The 17,449-nt window shown below is 61.9% G+C and carries 11 protein-coding genes; 7 read left to right on the top strand and 4 right to left on the bottom strand.

All coding sequences use genetic code 11. The features are described from left to right. Window positions 1-45: 45 nt before the first annotated feature. Window positions 46-831 (bottom strand): ABC transporter substrate-binding protein, encoded by a 786-nt coding sequence (locus N5D53_RS21315; RefSeq protein WP_003254524.1) that lies wholly within the window; start codon window positions 829-831, stop codon window positions 46-48. A gap of 535 nt (window positions 832-1,366) precedes the next feature. Continuing rightward, the gene (gene acs / locus N5D53_RS21320) at window positions 1,367-3,328 is read right to left on the bottom strand and encodes an acetate--CoA ligase (protein WP_003254525.1); all 1,962 of its coding nucleotides are present in this window, start codon (window positions 3,326-3,328) and stop codon (window positions 1,367-1,369) included. 397 nt (window positions 3,329-3,725) lie between these two features. Between acs and N5D53_RS21325 the strand changes: the two genes are divergently transcribed. After that, the gene (locus tag N5D53_RS21325) at window positions 3,726-3,980 is read left to right on the top strand and encodes a DUF2790 domain-containing protein (RefSeq protein WP_014590098.1); all 255 of its coding nucleotides are present in this window, start codon (window positions 3,726-3,728) and stop codon (window positions 3,978-3,980) included. 154 nt (window positions 3,981-4,134) lie between these two features. Here the strand turns inward: N5D53_RS21325 and N5D53_RS21330 are convergent, their stop codons facing one another. Continuing rightward, window positions 4,135-5,694 (bottom strand): sigma-54-dependent phenylalanine hydroxylase transcriptional regulator PhhR, encoded by a 1,560-nt coding sequence (locus N5D53_RS21330; protein ID WP_014590097.1) that lies wholly within the window; start codon window positions 5,692-5,694, stop codon window positions 4,135-4,137. Window positions 5,695-5,951: 257 nt separating this feature from the next. Between N5D53_RS21330 and phhA the strand changes: the two genes are divergently transcribed. The 5 genes from phhA (at window position 5,952) to N5D53_RS21355 (ending at window position 13,104) form a co-directional block, all read left to right on the top strand. Further along, complete coding sequence (phhA, locus tag N5D53_RS21335) at window positions 5,952-6,740, top strand: phenylalanine 4-monooxygenase (protein WP_003254528.1); 789 nt, start codon at window positions 5,952-5,954, stop codon at window positions 6,738-6,740. A gap of 39 nt (window positions 6,741-6,779) precedes the next feature. After that, window positions 6,780-7,136 carry a 4a-hydroxytetrahydrobiopterin dehydratase gene (locus N5D53_RS21340; protein WP_279840747.1) on the top strand — a complete coding sequence of 119 codons (357 nt, stop codon included), beginning with the start codon at window positions 6,780-6,782 and terminating at the stop codon, window positions 7,134-7,136. Between the two features lie 189 nt (window positions 7,137-7,325). Continuing rightward, a complete protein-coding gene (locus tag N5D53_RS21345; RefSeq protein WP_003254533.1) occupies window positions 7,326-7,454 on the top strand; it encodes a hypothetical protein in 129 nt (42 codons plus the stop codon). A gap of 157 nt (window positions 7,455-7,611) precedes the next feature. Then, window positions 7,612-11,811: a deaminase domain-containing protein gene (locus N5D53_RS21350; protein ID WP_279840748.1), complete on the top strand. Its 4,200-nt coding sequence runs from the start codon at window positions 7,612-7,614 to the stop codon at window positions 11,809-11,811. Between the two features lie 90 nt (window positions 11,812-11,901). Next, window positions 11,902-13,104 carry an MFS transporter gene (locus N5D53_RS21355; protein ID WP_279840750.1) on the top strand — a complete coding sequence of 401 codons (1,203 nt, stop codon included), beginning with the start codon at window positions 11,902-11,904 and terminating at the stop codon, window positions 13,102-13,104. A gap of 113 nt (window positions 13,105-13,217) precedes the next feature. Here N5D53_RS21355 and N5D53_RS21360 read toward each other — a convergent pair whose 3' ends face one another. Continuing rightward, the gene (locus N5D53_RS21360; RefSeq protein ID WP_190869609.1) at window positions 13,218-16,238 is read right to left on the bottom strand and encodes an FAD-binding and (Fe-S)-binding domain-containing protein; all 3,021 of its coding nucleotides are present in this window, start codon (window positions 16,236-16,238) and stop codon (window positions 13,218-13,220) included. Window positions 16,239-16,390: 152 nt separating this feature from the next. Between N5D53_RS21360 and N5D53_RS21365 the strand changes: the two genes are divergently transcribed. Next, window positions 16,391-17,275 (top strand): LysR substrate-binding domain-containing protein, encoded by an 885-nt coding sequence (locus N5D53_RS21365; RefSeq protein WP_003254537.1) that lies wholly within the window; start codon window positions 16,391-16,393, stop codon window positions 17,273-17,275. Window positions 17,276-17,449: the final 174 nt, after the last annotated feature.

Consider the following 17,449-nt stretch of genomic DNA (forward strand, 5'->3'; position numbering starts at 1 on the left):
AGAGCCTCTGCTGTTTGCACCATTGCACAGGTGAAACCCGACGTCTTACTTCGAGTCTGGACCGTAGATGTCGAAATTGAAGTACTTACTTTCGATTTCTTTGTACTTGCCGTTGGCACGGATGGCGTCGATCGCCGCGTTGATGCGGTCGACATTGGCCTTGTCACCCTTGCGTACGGCAATACCGATACCGTCACCGAAGTACTTGGCGTCGGTGAAGGCCGGGCCTACGAACGCGAAGCCCTTGCCGGCGTCAGTCTTGAGGAAGCCATCTTCCAGCAGGGTGGCGTCAGCCACGGTGCCGTCGAGGCGGCCAGCTGCGACGTCCAGGTAGATTTCGTTCTGGGTGCCGTAAGGCACCACGGTGGCACCTTTGGCGCCCAGCACTTCCTTGGCGAAGCGGTCGTGAATGGAGCCGCGCTGCACGCCGATCTTCTTGCCTTTCAGTTCGTCCAGGCTGTCGCTGACGGTGGTGCCATCCTTCATGACCAGGCGCGCCGGAGTCAGGTAGTAGCGCTTGGTGAAGTCGACCGACTTCTTGCGGTCATCGGTGATCGACATGGACGACAGGATGGCGTCGATCTTGCGCACTTTCAGCGCCGGGATCAGGCCGTCGAACTCCTGCTCGACCCAGGTACACTTGGTTTTCATCTCTTCGCACAGCGCGTTGCCGATATCGTAGTCAAAGCCGGCAATGCTGCCGTCAGGTTGCTTGAAGGCGAAGGGTGGGTAGGCAGCTTCGATGCCGATTTTCAGCGGTTTTTCAGCAGCCTGCGACACCAGGGAAAACACAGACAGCGCCAGGGCGCCAAGCAGTGCGAGCTTCTTCATCAGGTAACTCCATCGGTACGGGGCAATACAAGGCAGGTAACAGCTGCCCGATATGCGAATGAGTACAACGCGAGCCGCGCAGGGTTCGACCAAGGCCGCATACCACGAGCGAGTGAGTGGCATTTTAACGACAGCCCGGTAGTCGATATTTCTTCAAAGCGACAACTACTTATAGAAGCGCCTGAAACCGCCGCGGGCGATGTTGACAGCCAGTGCAGAATATGCAATGGCGCAAGAAATAGAACCTATAGACCTAGCAATTCCTGGGCCTATTATTGGCAAAGCCTTGTACGACGGCAAGTGCAGCGTGCCTTGATGCACAAAATGCTGACCCCGACGCACCGAAACGGGCCGGAATTGTTTCCTGGCGCCCCGAACCTGTGCGGGGCCGGTGACAGAACAGTAACCGATGATTGTCGGGTAACAATGCAAGAGCGGGCTTGCCCGCGAATGCGTGAGGTCAGGGGACAGCTTAGCCTGAACTGACGCATTCGCGGGCAAGCCCGCTTTTGCAGGGGGTATTGCCGGGAAGGGGTTAGGCCGAAGCCAGGTTCATCGCCTTGTGGGTATCGATCAGGTGCTGTACCACACCCGGGTCGGCCAAGGTCGAGATATCGCCCAGGGCGTCGTATTCACCGGTGGCAATCTTGCGCAGGATGCGGCGCATGATCTTGCCCGAGCGGGTCTTCGGCAGCCCCGGCGCCCACTGGATCACATCTGGCGAAGCAATCGGGCCGATCTCCTTGCGCACCCAGTTCTTCAGCTCTAGGCGCAATTGCTCGCTGGCCTCGATGCCGGCATTGAGGGTGACATACACATAAATGCCCTGCCCTTTGATGTCATGCGGCACGCCAACCACAGCAGCCTCGGCAACCTTCGAGTGCGCGACCATGGCGCTTTCGATTTCGGCAGTGCCCATGCGGTGGCCGGACACGTTGAGTACGTCATCCACACGGCCGGTGATCCAGTAGTAACCGTCCTCGTCGCGGCGCGCACCGTCGCCGGTGAAGTACATGCCACGGAAGGTCTTGAAGTAGGTGTCGACGAAGCGGTCATGGTCGCCGTACAGCGAACGCGACTGACCCGGCCAGGAATCGAGGATTACCAGGTTGCCTTCGGCAGCACCGTCGATCAGGTTGCCCAGGTTATCGACCAGGGCAGGCACCACACCGAAGAACGGGCGAGTTGCCGAACCCGGCTTGAGGCCGGTGGCACCAGGCAGCGGGCTGATCAGAATGCCGCCGGTCTCGGTCTGCCACCAGGTGTCGACGATCGGGCAACGCTCCTTGCCGACGGTCTTGTAGTACCAGTTCCAGGCCTCAGGGTTGATCGGCTCACCCACCGACCCCAGCAGGCGCAGGCTGGAACCGTCGGCGCCTTCAACAGCTGCCTGCCCTTCGGCCATCATGGCGCGAATGGCAGTTGGCGCTGTGTAGAGGATGTTGACCTTGTGCTTGTCGACGATCTTCGATACGCGGGTAATGTCCGGGTAGTTCGGCACGCCTTCGAACAGCAAGGTGGTGGCGCCGTTGGCCAGCGGGCCGTAGACGATATAGCTGTGGCCTGTGACCCAACCGACGTCGGCGGTGCACCAGTACACCTCGCCCGGACGGTAATCGAACACGCGTTCATGGGTCAGCGCGGCGTAAACCAGGTAACCGCCTGTGGTGTGCAGCACGCCCTTCGGCTTGCCGGTGGAGCCGGAGGTATAAAGGATGAACAGCGCCTCTTCAGCGCCCATTTCTTTGGGTGCACAGTGGCTGGAGGCCACTTTCATCAGGTCTTCGTACCAGATGTCGCGGTGCTGGTGCCAGGCAATGTCGCCACCGGTGCGCTTGCACACGATGATTTTCTGCACACTGCTGGTTTCAGGGTTGGTCAGCGCCAGGTCGACGTTGGCCTTGAGCGGTGTACGGCGGCCACCACGCACGCCTTCGTCGGCAGTGATCACCACCTTGGACTTGCAGTCGATGATACGGCCAGCCAGCGCCTCGGGCGAGAAGCCGCCGAACACCACCGAGTGAATCGCACCAATGCGTGCACAGGCCAGCATGGCGACCACAGCTTCGGGGATCATCGGCATATAGATGGTGACCACGTCACCGCGGTGCACATCCTGGCCACGCAGGGCGTTGGCGAACTTGCAGACCTGCTCGTGCAACTCGCGGTAGGTGATGTTGCGGTGCTCGGAAGGGTCGTCACCTTCCCAGATGATGGCCAACTGGTCACCGCGCTCTTCAAGGTGGCGGTCCAGGCAGTTGGAGGAAACGTTCAGAGTGCCGTCGGCGAACCATTTGATATCGACATGGTGGTCGTCGAAGGAGGTCTGCTTGACCTTGGTGAACGGCTTGATCCAGTCGATACGCTGGGCCTGCTCGCGCCAGAAGCCGTCCGGGTTGATCACCGATTGCTGGTACATGGCCTTGTAGGTGGCCTCGTCGGTCAGGGTAGTGGCCGCAACCTCGGGACGAACGGGATACAGTGGAGCCGCACTCATCTGTGTTACCTCGGTGTAATAGTTGTTTTTGTATGGAACCGTTTGTAACTGTACCAGAGCGACAAAAGCCATTCGACGTTGGTAGTAATTTGGTACACCCGTTCCGGCAAAGCGCTCTGGCGCGGGCGTTACAGCCTGCCGGAGAAAAAAGGAGGGCGATTGGCCCAGGATTGTTACAGATTCTGTCAAAACACTTTATCAAAACACCCACTGTTTCAGCATTGGCCACCGCCATAAAATTCACCTCGCCAGCAACGGCAAGGCGATTAACAACTGGTAACAGCCCCCACGAAGGCAAGCGTTAATTTCCCTCTAATCCCGATAGTTAACACTCGCTGTACTCGCGGCGCCATAAGCGCCGCGTGCCCCCTCACGACCTTAGACAGGTAAAAAGAAAATGAAAGCTTTACTGGTATTGGTACTTGGCAGTCTTTGCGGCGCGGCGATGGCCGGCGAAGCCAAAGATGCCGAGCAGATTCCGGTTGAACAGTACAGTTACTCGCAGCACCTGGACATTGCTCGCGTCATTTCCATGAGCGAAGTGCCCAATGTCTGCGAAGTCGTGCCAGCCCGCATGACCTACGAGGACTCCAAGGGCCAGACGCACATTCTCGAATACCGCGTGATGGGGAACGGCTGCTCCAACGGCTGATACCTTGTGAATTGGGGGCCCTGCGGGCCCCTTCGCGGGTGAACCCGCTCCTACGGGTACCTCGCACACCATGAATGCGGCGCGGTACCTGTAGGAGCGGGTTCACCCGCGAAGCATTCACCACCTGATTAACAGGCTATTAACTTACAGCCATTTAATCAGTCGATTTGCCCAACGAATAATCCCTCAACTTGTTGGCAATCGTGGTATGCGAAACACCCAGTCTTTTGCCCAAGGCCCGACTACTGGGAAACTCCCCCATCAAACTTTCCAGCACCGCCTTTTCAAAGCGCCCTACTATCTGCGAAAGATCCCCTTCCAGCGAAAACTCGCCCAACGGTTGCCGCACGCCATAATCCGGCAAGCGGATATGCTCGCTTTTAACCACGCCGCCGTCACATAACGAAACCGCCTGGAACAAGACGTTTTCCAACTGCCTTACATTACCTGGCCAGTGGTACTGCCCAAGTTTGTCCATTGCCGCCGGTGCCAGGCGCGGCATGGCGCAGCCAATCTGCCGACTGGCCTGATCGAGAAAATGCTGCACCAACCCCTCCAGACCATCCATGCATTCGCGCAAAGGCGGAATGTGCAGCGACAGTACATTGAGCCGGTGATACAGGTCCTGGCGAAACTCGCCACGGGCACACAACTCGGACAAATCCACCTGGGTTGCACAAATTACCCGCACATCCAGGTAGACCTCTTCATCGCTACCTACCCGACGGAAGCAGCCGTCCTGCAGAAAGCGCAGCAGCTTTACCTGCAACCGCGGGCTCATCTCCCCTACCCCGTCAAGGAACAACGTGCCGCCTGCAGTCAACTCCAGCAGCCCCAGCTTGCCTTCGGCCCGTGCCCCTTCGAATGCCCCAGGGCCGTATCCGAACAGCTCGGTCTCGGCCATCGACTCGGGCAGCCCGGCGCAGTTGAGCGCCATCAGCGGCGACTGTCCACGCGGGCTGGCCAAATGGCAGGCACGCGCCAGCAACTCCTTGCCGGTTCCGGTTTCGCCCTCGATCAGCAACGGTGCATCCAGCGGCGCCATGCGCCGCGCTTCACGCACCACGGCAGCCATCACCCGCGAGCTCTGGAAGATGCTGTCGAAGCCACGCAGCTCTTGCTTGCGCACGTTGTAGATACGCTCGCCGATCCGGTCGGCACGGTGCAGGGTGAGCACCGCGCCGGCCAGCGCCTCGCTGTCATCGTGTTCGGACTGCAGCGGTGCGATATCGGCCAGAAACACATCACCTTTGACTTTGATGCGCAAGCCGTTGATGCGCGACTTGTTGGCCCGCACCAGCTCCGGAAGATCGAAGTCTTCTACGTAGCGCGCCAGCGGCATGCCCGGCACCTCATCAACCCGCACGCCAAGCAACTGCGCGGCTGCACGGTTGGCCGCAACGATGCTGCCGCCCATGTCGATCGACAGCACCGGAAAGTCCAGCGCTCCCAGCAACGCATTCAGCTCCATGTGCCGGCGTTCGCTGGGCATCAGGCCCACACGCTTAACGCCGAATACCCCGGCAATGGCCTCGAACTTCGGCCGCAGGGCCTGAAATTGCAGGTTGATCAGGTTCGGGCAGTGCAGGTAGATGGCGTTGCCATGATCACCGCCCACCTCGCCGCGCAGCACGTTGATGCCGTACTCCACCAGCAGGTTGAGGATGTCGCGCAGGATGCCAATGCGGTTCTGGCAATGGACTTTGATACGCATGAGGGCTCTCGAAGCGCTGATGTTTTTCCACACCGCGCAGAAAAGTCGTAAAGATAAGCTGACAAAAACCGCGTTTCTATCAACCAGATGCCTCGAATTTTCCGACACTTGCCGAGTTTTGTAAAATTATCGTTACGAAAACCGACGTCGGCACCCTTCGCGGCCGAGCCACGCCCCCGTGCAAAACCGCTGGCTAAGGGATATTCCTTTAGGCATGTCCTGTACATAACAAGAAAAGCCCTCACCAGGAGAGCCTCATGAAACAGACGCAATACGTGGCACGCGAGCCCGATGCGCATGGTTTTATCGATTACCCGCAGCAAGAGCATGCGGTGTGGAACACCCTGATCACCCGCCAGCTGAAAGTGATCGAAGGCCGTGCGTGCCAGGAATACCTGGACGGCATCGACCAGCTGAAATTGCCGCATGACCGCATTCCGCAACTGGGCGAGATCAACAAGGTGCTGGGTGCCACCACCGGCTGGCAGGTTGCCCGGGTACCGGCGCTGATCCCCTTCCAGACCTTCTTCGAACTGCTGGCCAGCAAGCGCTTTCCGGTCGCCACCTTCATCCGCACCCCGGAAGAGCTGGACTACCTGCAAGAGCCGGATATCTTCCACGAGATCTTCGGCCACTGCCCGCTGCTGACCAATCCCTGGTTCGCCGAGTTCACCCACACCTATGGCAAGCTCGGCCTGGCCGCGACCAAGGAACAACGTGTGTACCTGGCGCGCTTGTACTGGATGACCATCGAGTTTGGCCTGATGGAAACCGCGCAAGGCCGCAAAATCTATGGTGGTGGCATCCTCTCGTCGCCGAAAGAGACCGTCTACAGTCTGTCTGACGAGCCTGAGCACCAGGCCTTCGACCCGATCGAGGCCATGCGTACGCCCTACCGCATCGACATTCTGCAACCGGTGTATTTCGTACTGCCGAACATGAAGCGCCTGTTCGACCTGGCCCACGAGGACATCATGGGCATGGTCCATAAAGCCATGCAGCTGGGTCTGCATGCACCGAAGTTTCCACCCAAGGTCGCTGCCTGAGCGACCTTGCCGATAACAACTCGAACCGGAAAACACCTCATGAATGCCTTGAACCAAGCCCATTGCGAAGCCTGCCGCGCCGATGCGCCGAAAGTCACCGACGAAGAGCTGGCCGAGCTGATCCGCGAAATCCCGGACTGGAACATCGAAGTACGTGACGGCCACATGGAGCTGGAGCGCGTGTTCCTGTTCAAGAACTTCAAGCACGCCTTGGCGTTCACCAATGCCGTGGGCGAAATCGCCGAAGCCGAAGGCCACCACCCAGGGCTGCTGACTGAATGGGGCAAGGTCACCGTGACCTGGTGGAGCCACTCGATCAAAGGCCTGCACCGCAACGACTTCATCATGTGCGCACACACTGACAAGGTGGCGGAAACGGCTGAAGGCCGGAAGTAAACACCAGAAAAAAGGGGCCAGAGGCCCCTTTTTTCATGGGGCATATGTGCGCTGTTCGCCCGCAAAACCGACAAACGACCGGGAAAAAAACCAAACTGTCATCCAGAGTTGTGTATCCTGCCCCAGCTTTTTGAAGCTCCAAACGCGCCTGGCGCAGACTTTTCACTCACACTTGCGAGGAACGACGAGATGCATGAAATCCCGAATCTTCCCTTCCCAAGCCTGAACCCAGAAGAGCCATCCGTGACCGTTCACGCCGAACCGGCAGCTGCCGCCGAGCAGGATGGTGACGATCAATCCAGCGCTGACCAGGAATAACTGCGCATCCCCGACTGTGTGAAAACGGCTGACCTGCGGGCTACCCCCGTCATCACGTTTTCACACCGTCTAAAATCAACGTTGTAACAACCCACTACCACCTGCCCCGCCCCTGCCCTACACAGACTCGTGCCTCCAACCGCAAAGAGGCAGAGCCATGTCATCTATCACTGACGCCGCCGACCTACTCGCCCGGATAGACACCCTGGACGCCGAAAGCGTGCGCCTGCACAGCGACCTGTCCGGTCCAATGGACCTGGCCACATCGCTGCGCGAACATTTCAACCAGGCACTGGGCTTCACAGACCTGTTCCCCGTCGACCTGAGCGATCATGACCTGCACCAGCAGCTGACCGAAGCTTTCGCCCGTGAACCGGCGCGTGAGCACTTCAACCGCACCCTGCGACGCCCCGCCGGCAGCCAAGTAGAGGCGAACCTGGTGGCGACCTTGCAGACAAAACTGGCCCATATCGTGATCACGGCAACCGATGCCTCACTGATCGCCGGGTTGAACGAAGGCCTGCCCAATCCATGGCCCTATGCCAGTTGCAGCCTTGCCCAGGCACTCTGGGCTCGGCGGGTGTGCCTGACCCAGCGTGACTGCTTCGTAGCGGCCGCCCTGCTGCTGTACCCCAGTTTGCCAACTACCCCCCGGCCCCCACGATCGGCCTCCCGTCCACTGGTGCTGGACAACTACCTGGACCTCCCCACACTGGCCAGACACCTACTGAAGCCTCCAGCCGGTGTTCACCTTGCCGTCCACCTGTTCAACGCCCTCGGTGCGACAGTCTATGCACAAGGCAGGCGTTACCGCCCGCCCACTGCCCGCGAACGAGCGTCGGGTGTAACACCTGATCAGCATGGAAAGGCGTTTCTCCCAGGCCCGGCATTGAATGTGCCAGCCGCTCAAGCGCTCGACGCCTTGCTGCATTCGTCCATGTTCACCCGATGGGCCGGCGAACTGGCCGCCTCGGCAGAATGGGATGCCAGCTCCGATCACTTGGCCTTGGCCGAACAAACCTTGATCGACGTGTTGTACCCACCCGATGACCGCCAGCCGGGGCTGATCATGGCTTTCGAGCTGTTCAGCCCGGACAATGCCACGCTCCCCGTCGAGGAAATCCGCCTTGACCTGATCAACAGTGTGCAAATCCGTCTCGCCTGCACCCCGGCGATTGCGCAACTGGCCGGTGAACTGCTGATGCGCCGCTTCGCGCCCGAACTACTGCTCAGTGGCTACCCGGCCGATTTCAGCTTCGAGCCCGACCTGCGCTGGGCCAGCATCCGCCAGGGAGCCCTGATACTCAGCGCCCGCCAGCAATCGATGACCTTCGACAACGCAGAACAGGTCATGCGCCAGGCCCTGCACGAGGATGACCCTGCTCCCGAAGAAGCACTGCGCCAGACGCTGGCGGTGTGGGCCCCCTTGCGCGGATCATTCGAGCTCCCTCCGCCCTGGTCGCACCAGCAATGGCAATTGGCGTTGCATCGCTACCTGGCGGTCAGGGACGTTGAAAGCCTCAATGATCTCCCGGACCGCTTCGAGGAGGCGCGTCGTCAGTTGCTCCAGAGCCGGATAGCGCCCGAGTCGCGCAACGCGGATGGCCAAGTACACCTGCTGATGTACCTTGACCATGGCGCAGGCTACCGAAGCAATCCCCGCCTGCCGGACGTGACCGCCTGGTATGAAGTGGCCTTCGGCGCTTGGGAACAGCGTGCCACCAACGTCTATCAAGCTATCCTGCACCGCTGCTTGAGCCACCTGCCGGAAGATATCAAGGACCGCCTGCGTGATGGCCCCTGGACCGCCTATGCCGTGACCTGGCCGATCTACGTGGGCCCCGATAACCGACCTGAGTACGGCTCCAGCCCCAGAGCGGACTGGCACATGCAGACGGCCACCCAAGGTTTCGTCGTACATGCCCCGGGCACAGAGGGCGATTGGCTTTACGAGCTGTTCCCCGAACGGCTGCACTGGCAAGCGCACTTCATTGCCCACACAGCGCCGACGCGCCTGGCCGAGCAATTGACGCTGCTCTACAGCGAATACAACCAATCACAACTGCCGTGGATCGCTGCCGACTTTCCCGCCTTGCGACAAGTGCTCATCGCCCCCACGCAAGATCGCCTCGACTCACTGGCCAGGCATTACGCCAGCGATATCGCCTTGGGCAATCGGGATGCTTTGCATGCACTGGGCAAAGGCGCTACCCCGCATGAACAATTCCTGGCCAGGCGCCAGTCCGTGAGCACTGGGCGCTACTTGCAACGGTTGTTTTCCAACCTGATACCGGGCTTGAGTTGCCTGAACCCAGAGGATGGCAGCGATGCACTGGCTTGTGTCCTGGACATCGCCGCGCTGAAAGGCGCGGCAGTCACGCTTGGTGGACGGGCCTTCAAACCATTGGCCAAGCTTCCCGGCGTGCTGGGCCAAAGCGCCAACACCGCACGCCTGAACGCCGCGCGCGCCGCCCGACGCTGGAGCAGCATCCCCGTCACGCCCGACTTCAGCGAGCGCCTTACCCCGCCCAAGCGCTGGCGCAGCGCGCCCGAACTGACGACGGTCGCCCCCGAATCCCGGGAACTCATGACGCAGCGAAGGGTACTGCCGGGCCAGGCGCCCGATGCCGTGCTACTTGACCAGATACCCGACAGCCATGGTCCGGTGCCACGCGAGCTACCCGAAACAGCCACACTGATCCCCCGCGACAATGCCACGGTCGATGCAATCATTCATGGCGCCGCCTATCGCCTTCAAACACCGAACACCTCGGGGCTGCTACGTCGGGTTGCGCATGAGCCGCTACTCGGCCAGCCACCCACCGAGGTGCCGCCGCCTTACACCGGCGGCGAAGCGCAAATGGCCCTGAACTTCTCGCCCTTACCCAATGACGCCGGCACACCCGTATTCGGACAACACGTCAGTCACGCCTTCCAAACCGTGCGGATCGAGCCGGTACCGATTCGTTATCGCCCCCAGCACACACGCTTCGACATCTGGGCGCAGGTCATGGTGCGCGAGGGCAAGGTCGTCGTACACGCCCCTAATCACCCCAGGCGATTGAAAGCCTTGCCCGTCGAAGAAACCCAGTTACGCCTTGGCGTCATCTCGCCTCCCGTGTACCACAGGCGCATCGTGGTCGACCCATCGCCTGAACTACGCTTTGGCTTGCCTGCGGACATGCCGATCGAGCAAGTCAGGCAGATTACCGACTACTGCCCTCCCGTGCGCCTGGGCGGGCTGGCACGGACCATCCCCGACCGCCGCACCCTGCGCGGCGCATTGATCGACTGGCGCGGTGAGCAGTGGTTGATCGTCGAGGCCGATCTGGGAGTTTTTTATGGCGCCCCCCATCAGCCCTGGGCGTGGCAGACAAGGCTGCTGGATGCCCCGGCACTGCCAGCTTCGCTGCCACATCCGCCCAGAGGGCTGCGTCGCAGGTTCGAGAGAATCACCGACCACGAGGCCATCGAGCGGTACCTGGAAATCAGCGAAACCTACCGCATCGTCGCCGAGCGCCCCAACCTGCAGCGCGATGTCGATAACGTGGTCAGATTGCTGCGCGACTGGATAGAACAAGGGCGAACATGGCAACTCCGCCACCCCTCGCGATTCCTGCAGTTCATCGAAGCCATGGAGTCGCGCCTGCTCCCGGAATACGCGCGCAACATCCTCACGCAGAGCGCGGCCCAGGACGCTTTGGCGGGCCCCGCCAGTCGCGGCATCGCAGCATTGAACCGGGAGATAATCCCGATCTGGAGGCAATTCCACGGCACCAGCGCCGCAGACCGCCAACACATGCTAGGCATACTGGACGATCTGCTACCCGCGCGCGGCGCCACTCACCCTTACACACCGACAGCAGGTGCACAGTCGCTGGACGACAACGCGATGGCCGCCTTGCGTCAGCACCTGTATCCAGTCAACCTGGCCTTTGCCAGTGTCACGCTAAGGGACCATAGCCGCGTGGTGTTCTTCGCCCTGTCAGGCAGCCCTGGCCGGCGCGCATTGCATATCATCCCGACGCCCCGCCTCACACCGGCAGTGGACTACGTCGATGCACGCCAGGTTAACCAGTTTTTCCCACCAGACCCGCGGTTTACCGAGCTGCCAATCCTGCGGCGCGCAGATTTCCTGTGGACGCGCGTCCATAAGCGACATCTCGATGCCGAACGACACATCGCCAGCGCGCTGAACCGCAGACTGCTTCACCGCCACACCGAGGTCGAGCGTATCGATGTCTTCACACTGCTCGACTCCTGTCGCTCCTGTGGCGGCTTCGTCCTGCCGCGCTTGCGGCTGGATTACCCGAAAGCCGAGTTCAGTGTGACCTGGATGCTCGATTACACCAACTGACTACAGCCTGACAGCTTCGCCCGCAAACACCCTTGCTGTGGTTAAGATGGCGGCACACACTGCCATCCTTACCGCAGCAACGGATCCCCAATGCCAGCACGCAGTCCCACGTCCTTTGCCGTCACTGGGCAAGTCGTCTCCATCGTCCTGTTCACCTTCATCGGCTACCTGAACATCGGCATCCCTCTGGCCGTGTTGCCCGGCTATGTGCACAACGACCTGGGTTTCAGTGCCGTGGTCGCCGGCCTGGTGATCAGCGTGCAGTACCTCGCGACACTGCTCAGCCGCCCTGGCGCCAGCCGCATTATCGACAACCACGGCAGCAAGAAGGCAGTCATGTACGGCCTGGCCGGCTGCGGGCTAAGCGGGGTATTCATGCTGGCCTGCGCCTTCCTCACTCACCTGCCCTGGCTGAGCCTGGCTTGCCTGCTGGTCGGCCGCCTGGTGCTGGGCAGCGCCGAAAGCCTGGTAGGCTCGGGTGCGATCGGCTGGGGCATTGGCCGGGTGGGTGCCGCAAACACGGCCAAGGTCATCTCCTGGAACGGCATCGCCAGCTATGGTGCGCTGGCCATCGGCGCCCCACTGGGCGTGCTGATGGTCAAAGGCCTCGGGCTGTGGAGCATGGGTGTGAGCATCATCCTGCTGTGCGTACTCGGTTTGCTGCTGGCCTGGCCCAAGCAAGCCGCACCCATCGTCAGCGGTGTACGCCTGCCGTTCCTGCGGGTGCTGGGCAAGGTATTCCCGCATGGCTCGGGGCTTGCCCTGGGTTCGATCGGCTTTGGCACCATCGCCACCTTCATCACCCTTTACTATGCAAGCCGTGGCTGGGCCAATGCGGCGCTGACCCTGAGCCTGTTCGGCGCCAGTTTCATCAGCGCACGGCTGCTCTTTGGCAACCTGATCAACCGCATCGGTGGCTTCAAGGTGGCGATCGCCTGCCTGTCGGTGGAAACGCTCGGGTTGTTGATGCTGTGGCTGGCACCCAACGCCGAACTGGCCTTGGCGGGGGCTGCATTGAGCGGGTTTGGTTTCTCGCTGGTGTTTCCGGCATTGGGCGTGGAGGCAGTGAACCAAGTGTCGGCAGCTAACCGCGGGGCGGCGGTGGGGGCGTATTCGCTGTTCATCGACTTGTCACTGGGGGTGACCGGGCCATTGGTCGGTGCGGTGGCGGCGGGGTTCGGCTTTGCTTCGATGTTTCTGTTCGCGGCGGCTGCAGCAGCGTGCGGGTTGGTGTTGAGCCTCTATTTGTACCGCCAAGGGCGTAGGGACAGGGACCGTACAACAGAAGCCTGAAAGCCGCTGCCGGCCTCTTCGCGGGTAACCCCGCCCGCCTGGCGTGCACGATCCCCCGTAGGAGCGGGTTCACCCGCGAAGGGCTGCAAAGCAGCCCCCAAAGGCCCTGAACCTTAGCGCTGAGCGTACTGCAACACCACCTCAAGCGGGTGACGCATCTTCCGCTCGGTCATGCGCTTGACCTGGCTACGGCACGAGTAACCGGTCGCCAGCGGCTCCCCTTCCTTGTCCAACTTGGTCGCCCAGCTCTGCTCGAATATGACCCGAGAGGTTTCCTGGTTGCGGGCTTCGTGCCCGTAGGTACCGGACATACCGCAGCAACCCGTGGCCTCGGTCACCAGCTTCAGCCCCAGACGGGCGAACACCTGCTCCCACTGCCGGGTGCTGGCCGGCACGTTGGTCTTCTCGGTGCAGTGCGCCATCAGGCGGAAGCTGCCTGGTGCGGTAGGCGCCTGCTCGGGCAGCACATCCATCAGCCATTCCTGCGGCAGCAGCACCTTCGGGCAACCCTCCAGGCCTGGCACTTTCTGATACTCCTGGCGATACACCAGCGTCATCGCCGGGTCCAGCCCCACCAGCGGCACGCCGCAGTCGGCCAGGGCCTTGAGCTGCGTGGCGTTGCGGATCGCTGCCTTGGCAAACGCGCCAAGGAAACCCTGTACGTGCAACGGCTTGCCGTTGGCGCTGTACGGCGCCAGGAATACCCGGTGGCCCAGGCGGTGGGCAAGGTCGATGAAGGCCGACAGCAGCGGCGTTTCGAAGTAGCGGGTGAAGGCGTCCTGCACCAGCACGATGCTGCGCTCGCGCTGGGCCGGGGTCAGCTCGCGCAGGGCCGGCACCGTGGCCATGCCAACGCGGCAACGGGTCAGGGTAGCCTGGAAGTTGAAGCGGCTGATCAGCGGGCTGTCGACCATGCCCACCTTGTCGGCCAGCAGTTGGCTCACCCACTTCGAACCCATCACCGCGTTGTATAGCCCCGGTGCATGGGCCAGGTAGGGGATGGTGAACTCGAGCGAGCCGATCAGGTAGTCACGCAGCGGGCGCTGGTAGCGACCGTGGTACAGCTCGAGGAAGCGCGAGCGGAAATCCGGCACATTGACCTTGATCGGGCACTGCCCGGCGCACGACTTGCACGCCAGGCAGCCGGCCATGGCGTCGTACACTTCATGGGAGAAGTCCTCCTGGCCCTGGTTGCGCGCGCGGTTATTGCGCAGACGCGCCGGCAGGCCCTTGAGCCACGACACCTTGTTGCGCGCCGCAGCCAGCACATCAATGTTCGCCTCGCCCTGCAGGCGCAGCCACTCGCGCATCAGCGAGGCGCGGCCCTTGGGCGAATGCTGGCGTTCGCGGGTAGCCTTCCACGACGGGCACATGGCGTCGTTGGGGTCATAGTTGTAACAGGCGCCATTGCCGTTGCAGTGCACGGCGCTGGGGAAGTCCTGCCAAACGCGCTCGTCAATGGTACGGTCAAGGTCGCCGCGCAGGGTCACGCCATCGACCGGGGTCAGGCCCTCGGCGCTGCCCAGTGGCGTGCAGATCTTGCCCGGGTTGAGCTGGTTGTGCGGGTCAAAGGCGCCCTTCAGGCGCTGCAACGCCGGGTACAGCTCGCCGAAGTACTCGGGCACGTATTCCGAGCGCAAGCCCTTGCCGTGCTCACCCCACAGCAACCCGCCATAGCGTTTGGTCAGCGCGGCAACGGCATCGGAAATCGGCTTGACCAGCGCGGCCTGCGCCGGGTCTTTCATGTCCAGTGCCGGGCGCACGTGCAGCACGCCGGCATCGACGTGGCCAAACATGCCGTAGGCCAGGCCGTAGCCGTCGAGCAGTGCGCGGAAGTCGGCGATGTAGTCGGCCAACTGCTCTGGTGGTACTGCGGTGTCCTCCACGAACGGCTGCGGGCGCACTTCGCCTTCGACGTTGCCCAGCAGGCCGACCGAACGCTTGCGCATGGTATAGACGCGGGTGACTGCCTCGGCGCCTTCGGCCAAGGTGTGGCCCAGACGCTCGACACTGGTGTCACTTTGCAGGTGCTGGATGAATGCCTGCACCTTGGCGTTGACCTCGGCCGGCTCGTCGCCGCAGAACTCCACCAGGTTGATGCCCAGCGTGGGGCGCTCGGGGTCCGCCGGGAAGTACTCGGCAACGCTGTGCCAGACGATGTCTTTCATCGCCAGCATCAGCACCTTGGAGTCAACCGTCTCGATCGACAGCGGCTTGTGCGCCATCAGCGCGTTGGCATCACGCAGCGCATCCATGAAGCTGGTGTAGCGCACATTGACCAGCACCGCATACTTGGGAATCGGCAGCACGTTGAGCTTGGCTTCGACCACGTAGCCCAGCGAGCCCTCGGCGCCGCACAGTACGCTGTTGAGGTTGAAGCGGCCCTGCTCGTCGCGCAGGTGCGCCAGGTCGTAGCCGGTCAGGCAACGGTTGAGCTTGGGGAATGTGGTTTCAATCAGTTCGGCCTGGGTTTCCTGAATTTCCCGGGCCATGCGGTACACCTCACCGACCCGGCCCGGCGCGGCGCAGGCCTGCTCCAGCGCGGCATCGTCGATCGGCAGGCTGTGCAGGCGTTCGCCACCGAGCAGCACGCTGTGCAGCTCCAGCACGTGGTCGCGGGTTTTACCGTAGGTGCAGCTGCCCTGGCCACTGGCATCCGTGTTGATCATGCCGCCGACCGTGGCGCGGTTGGAGGTGGACAGCTCAGGGGCGAAGAACAGCCCGTGCGGCTTGAGCGCAGCATTGAGCTGGTCCTTGACCGTGCCGGCCTGTACCCGCACCCAGCGCTCTTCCACGTTGATTTCGAGAATGTTGTTCATGTGCCGCGACAGGTCGACGACGATACCGTCGGTCAGCGACTGGCCGTTGGTGCCGGTGCCACCACCGCGGGGGGTCAGCTTGACCTGCTGGAAGCGCGGCTCGCCCATCAGCGTGGCGACCCGCGCCACATCGTCGGCATCCAGCGGGAACACCGCCGCCTGCGGCAAGCGCTGATAGATCGAGTTGTCGGTGGCCAGTACCGTGCGGGTTGCGTAGTCGGCACTGATCTGGCCACGGAAGCCGCTGTTGCGCAGGGCTTCGAGGAATTCGGGGTAATTGGCGCTCGGTGCAACGGTGGACAGCTGGGCGATCATCGAAGGATGGCCTCTTGATATGGGCTAGATCACGGGATACCTGTCGCCCTGGCATGGGTTCATGCATACAGGGATGACGTATAGGCCAATGTTCCTGTAGTTTCGCGTCAGGGGCAAACGGATAATCCTGCCGCTATCAATGACTTTTATGAATGAATTACCGCCACCTGACCCCATCCATGTCACTACTGCTGGCTTTCGAGGCCGCCGCCCGGCATGAAAGCTACACCCGCGCCGCCGCCGAACTGTCGCTGACCCAAAGCGCGGTCAGCCGCCAGGTGCAAGCCTTGGAGCAGCAGTTGGGCCTGACCCTGTTCCGCCGCGAGGGGCGCCAGGTGCAGCTGACCGATGTCGGCCGCCTGTACCAGCGCGAGCTGAGCGAGGCACTGGGGCGCATCCGCAGTGCCACCTTGCAGGCACTGGCCTATCAATCGGGGGTTGGCACCTTGCGCCTGGCTACCCTGCCAACCTTCGGTTCGAAATGGCTGTTGCCGAGGCTGCATGCGTTCTACAGCGCTCACCCAGGCATGCTGGTGCACATTCACTCACGCATTGAAACCATCAACTTCGACACCAGCGAAATCGATGCCGCCATCGGCGTGGCCAGCCACGACTTGCCGGGGCTTGTCTGCCATCGCCTGCATGCCGAGGAGCTGGTGGTGATCTTGCCGCCGGAGGCCGGCGTCGGCAGCCAGGGCTGGAGCCCGGCGCGGATCAGTGAAGAGGTGCTGCTGAATGTGGCCAACAACCCGCATGCGTGGGGCGAGTGGTTTTCCCATCATGGCCTGCCGCACCGGGCGATGCGGCTGGGGCCGAGCTTCGAGCTGACCTCGCACCTGATCCAGGCGGTACGTGCCGGGATCGGGATCGGGCTGGTGCCGCGCATATTGGTGGAGGAGGAACTGGCCAAGGGAGAGCTGTACAGCCCGGGGGTGGCGTTTGCCAGCCAGCGCAGTTATTACCTGATCTACCCGCCGAGGAATGAGGCACTGCCGTCGCTGCGGGCATTCAGAGGCTGGTTGCTGGAGCAGATCTGATTTTTGGCGGGATCACCTGACCTGAGAGCAACGCTGTACCCGTAGGAGCGGGTTTACCCGCGAAAGGGCCGGGCCTGCTGGCCAATCTCCACCCGCCGCTCACCATTGCCGCCGCCACCGTATTCGCGGGTAAACCCGCTCCTACAAGGGTTACGTAAGCCTCAGGCATACCAA

This window comes from Pseudomonas sp. GD03862 (assembly GCF_029840855.1).
Lineage (GTDB): Bacteria > Pseudomonadota > Gammaproteobacteria > Pseudomonadales > Pseudomonadaceae > Aquipseudomonas > Aquipseudomonas alloputida.

Bases quoted from the DNA above. Each gene is read 5' to 3' on its own strand.
- N5D53_RS21350 (WP_279840748.1), top strand. From the start codon at position 7,612: ATGTCATCTATCACTGACGCCGCCGACCTACTCGCCCGGATAGACACC.
- N5D53_RS21315 (WP_003254524.1), bottom strand. From the start codon at position 831: ATGAAGAAGCTCGCACTGCTTGGCGCCCTGGCGCTGTCTGTGTTTTCC.
- phhA (WP_003254528.1), top strand. From the start codon at position 5,952: ATGAAACAGACGCAATACGTGGCACGCGAGCCCGATGCGCATGGTTTT.
- N5D53_RS21355 (WP_279840750.1), top strand. From the start codon at position 11,902: ATGCCAGCACGCAGTCCCACGTCCTTTGCCGTCACTGGGCAAGTCGTC.
- N5D53_RS21345 (WP_003254533.1), top strand. From the start codon at position 7,326: ATGCATGAAATCCCGAATCTTCCCTTCCCAAGCCTGAACCCAGAAGAG.
- N5D53_RS21365 (WP_003254537.1), top strand. From the start codon at position 16,391: ATGAATTACCGCCACCTGACCCCATCCATGTCACTACTGCTGGCTTTC.
- N5D53_RS21340 (WP_279840747.1), top strand. From the start codon at position 6,780: ATGAATGCCTTGAACCAAGCCCATTGCGAAGCCTGCCGCGCCGATGCG.
- acs (WP_003254525.1), bottom strand. From the start codon at position 3,328: ATGAGTGCGGCTCCACTGTATCCCGTTCGTCCCGAGGTTGCGGCCACT.
- N5D53_RS21325 (WP_014590098.1), top strand. From the start codon at position 3,726: ATGAAAGCTTTACTGGTATTGGTACTTGGCAGTCTTTGCGGCGCGGCG.
- N5D53_RS21360 (WP_190869609.1), bottom strand. From the start codon at position 16,238: ATGATCGCCCAGCTGTCCACCGTTGCACCGAGCGCCAATTACCCCGAA.
- N5D53_RS21330 (WP_014590097.1), bottom strand. From the start codon at position 5,694: ATGCGTATCAAAGTCCATTGCCAGAACCGCATTGGCATCCTGCGCGAC.